This is a genomic window from Kordia sp. (genome assembly GCF_045105435.1).
In the GTDB taxonomy this organism is placed as follows: Bacteria; Bacteroidota; Bacteroidia; order Flavobacteriales; family Flavobacteriaceae; genus Kordia.
This window is the reverse complement of sequence record NZ_JBGCDL010000343.1, coordinates 1-3,319: the sequence shown is the minus strand read 5'-3', so window position 1 is coordinate 3,319 and position 3,319 is coordinate 1. Positions and strand designations below refer to the sequence as shown.

1 protein-coding gene is annotated in these 3,319 nt (G+C 37.0%); it reads right to left on the bottom strand.

Annotation, left to right across the window (positions count from 1 at the left end; genetic code table 11):
• On the bottom strand, positions 1–3,319 hold a 3,319-nt coding region (locus AB8B65_RS17490), incomplete at both ends, for an alpha-2-macroglobulin family protein (protein ID WP_405302573.1).

Sequence of the window (3,319 nt, the reverse complement as noted above, 5' to 3'; positions counted from 1 at the left end):
TCTTCAAAATATTGCCAATATACTGCGCCAAAACCAGTAGTTTCTCCGTTATTTTTAATGCGAATTGTCGCTTTATCTTTGGTAACTTCCTCTTTTTTCCACGAAGTTTTAAAATAACCTGTTCCGGCTTCTTTTGCTGTTTCGTCTAGTTTTTTCGTGCTGATTTTTGCTGTTCCGATGGTAAACTTTGTATTGTCTTTGATAGAAACGAATTTCTTCGGATTCAACAATAATGCGTGAATGGCTTTGGTGGTAGCTTTCGTAGTTTCCCAACGTTGCTGTTGTTTTTGTTGCAACAACCACAATTGCAACTCTTGAACAATCGCGTCATCTTTGGTGATTTCTGCAAAGGCTTCAATTAGTAATGCTTGTATTTCAACGGCGCTCGAACTGTAATACCGATTTTCGGTCACCGATTTCCAATACATACCATTTTCCTTCGATTTTACGGCAGATTCTTCCAAGGCTTTCATAATTTTTTTAGCGTCTTTCTGCTTATTCATTCGCGCCAAGCTCAATGCCAACATCGCTTTTTGTTTTACAGTTAACAACAGCCAATTTTTGCGTAAATGATCTAAATAAAATTCCATTGCAGTTTTTACATCTGCTGGAATTTCCATCAAATCAGGAATCATAGTTCGCGTATACATATATTCAATTTGTGGTGTGTATGCTGCGTCTTTTGGTGCTTTATCAATAGTTGCATACGTCGCTAAAAAACGTTGATCTGTATACTTGTACGCAGCTTTCATCATACTACGATAATACTTTTCTTGAGTTTTATCATCAAGCACATTTAATTGTGACAAATGCGCAAATGTTTGTAACATATGAAGTGTAATGTAGTAATTGTCATTTCCGCCAGCAAACCAAGGAAATCCGCCAGATTCGGTTTGTAAGTTGTCCAGTTTATTCCATAATTCTAACTGCATTTCGTTCAACGCTTTTTTATCAAACAGTCTTGCCAATTGTTGTTTTTGTTCACTTTCGGAAACTGCATCACGAATCCAAGGAGTTTCTGAAATTAATAAGGATTTTAACTCTGGGTTTTTCTCCAAATCAGAAATCAGTTGTCCGTTTGCTTTCCAAGCTTCAAACACTTCTTGTATTTCGGGCGAACTTTGCAAAATGTGCGCTGCAAGCATATTGGCATACAAACGCGCAAAGGTTTGTTCGGTACATTCATACGGATATTCTAGCAAATACGGCAACGACTGAATGGCGCTCCAAGTCGGATTGGACGTGTATTCCAATGTCAATTGATGTTGCACTAAACTTTCACTTGTATTGGTAGCGAGCTTTGTAAACGTAACTTCTTTTTGTTCGCCTGCTTTGACTAAAATTGGCTTGGCTTCGGTAATTAACAAGCTGTTTTTAAGCACAGGAAGTACATTTTCTTCACCATCAGAAAAATTTTCCGCCTTCGCGATTACTTTATACTGAATTGCGTCTACACCTTTCGGGATATAGAGTTTCCAAGAAACGGTTGTGTTGCCTTTTGCATCAATTGCAAAGGATTTATTTTTTTCGGTAAGATGTGTTTTTGCATCAATTGATTCTAGTGTAGTGGCATCAAACAAACGTAACGAAGCAATACCTTTGGTGTTTTTCTTTTGCAGATTCACCACTTTTGTGGAAATGACTATCGAATCTTTTTCTCGTAAAAAACGCGGCATATTTGGCACCACCATCAATTCCTTTTGCGTAACGGCATTTTTGACAATTGTTTCAAACATTCCGTTTTTTTGATGTGCAAATAACTGAAACTTCCAGCGTGTTAATGATTCAGGCGCTTCAAACTCAATAGCTACATTTCCTTCGGCGTCGGTTCGCAAATTAGGATAGAAAAAAGCCGTTTCTTTTAAGTTTTTTCGTGTGTCAATTGCATCCAAATCTTCTTCGGTTAAACCGACAGTTACTTCTAAATCGCCTTCTATTTCTTTGCGTGTTCCGTATTTTGTAGTGACAAGTATAACGCCGCCAGCACCACGACTTCCATACAATGCGGTTGCGCTTGCATCTTTTAAAACGCTTAATGATGTAATGTTTTTGTGTGATAAATTACGAAATGCATTCTGATCCACAGGAACACCATCTATGACAAATAAGGGTTCAGTATCACCTTGTAACGAACCTCTTCCTCTAATGGTAATAGTCGTACTATTTCCAGGTTGTCCACTACCTCTATTTACAGTAACTCCAGCCGAAGCACCTTGCAAGATTTGATCTAAAGTGCCAATAGGGACATTACGAACAGATTCACCATCAACCGTTAAAATTAAATTTGATGTTGGCCCTGGTTTTATATGAGAAACACCATACGCAGCAGCTATAGTGACTGATTCTAACGCATCTCCTTCGCTTAAACGAACACTAATTCCCTTTTGCTTGCCTACTTTTATTTCTTCGGAATTGAAACCTAGATAACTAACTACCAACACATCGTCAGCAGTTGCATTGATCGTATACAAACCATCAAAATCGGTGATTGTGCCTGTTTGAGTTCCTTTTACCCGTATTGTGGCGCCAGGCAGCGGCAAACCAGTATCGTCCAAAACATATCCGGAAATACTACCTGTGTACACAATTTTATTTTTATATTTTTTTTGCCTTTTTAGCACTGTAAGATATCGTTTGTTTGCATTGTTGATATTTCTAAAGTCGAGTCCAAACCATTTGAATTTGAAGTGTTTTTTGAAGGCTGGAATTTTAAAGTAGCTATTCGAATTGTAAATTTCGAGCGATCTTTTGTTGTTAAAACCGCTTGTAATTGTTTGTGGAACTGGATAGTATTTTCTGCGGAAGCGATCAAAATCTACATTCCAAATATGTGGCGAAAATTGATCTAACGATTCGTCATACATAGACGCTAAGACTTCTGCATTGCTCGGATTTTTTTCTAAATCGAGAATTTTAAAACGCCATGTTTCTTTTTGTCCAGGTTGCAATTTGTTGCGAAACGTAGCCGTTTCAATGGTTAAAAATTTTTTTTCTAGGTATTGGGTAAATTCGAATTTATCGCTGTAAAATGTATTGAATTTTACAAAACTCATCCGAACAGTAATTTCGTTCGTCAACTCTTTTGCAAGTGGAATATGGATATTTTTTGAACCGTTTTCAATTGATTGCAATCGTGAAAATACTTGTTTGTTTTTGTGAAAAGCTTGCACTAAGACATTCAGTGTATCATCGCGCAAAGCGGTTGCCAATTTTAGTTTTAAAAAGCCATCTTTTTTAAAGTTGCTATTCAACACTTCATAATCAAATAGTGCATTATTTGCCAAGTATTTGTCGTTGGAATCAATCAGTAAAAAAGTTT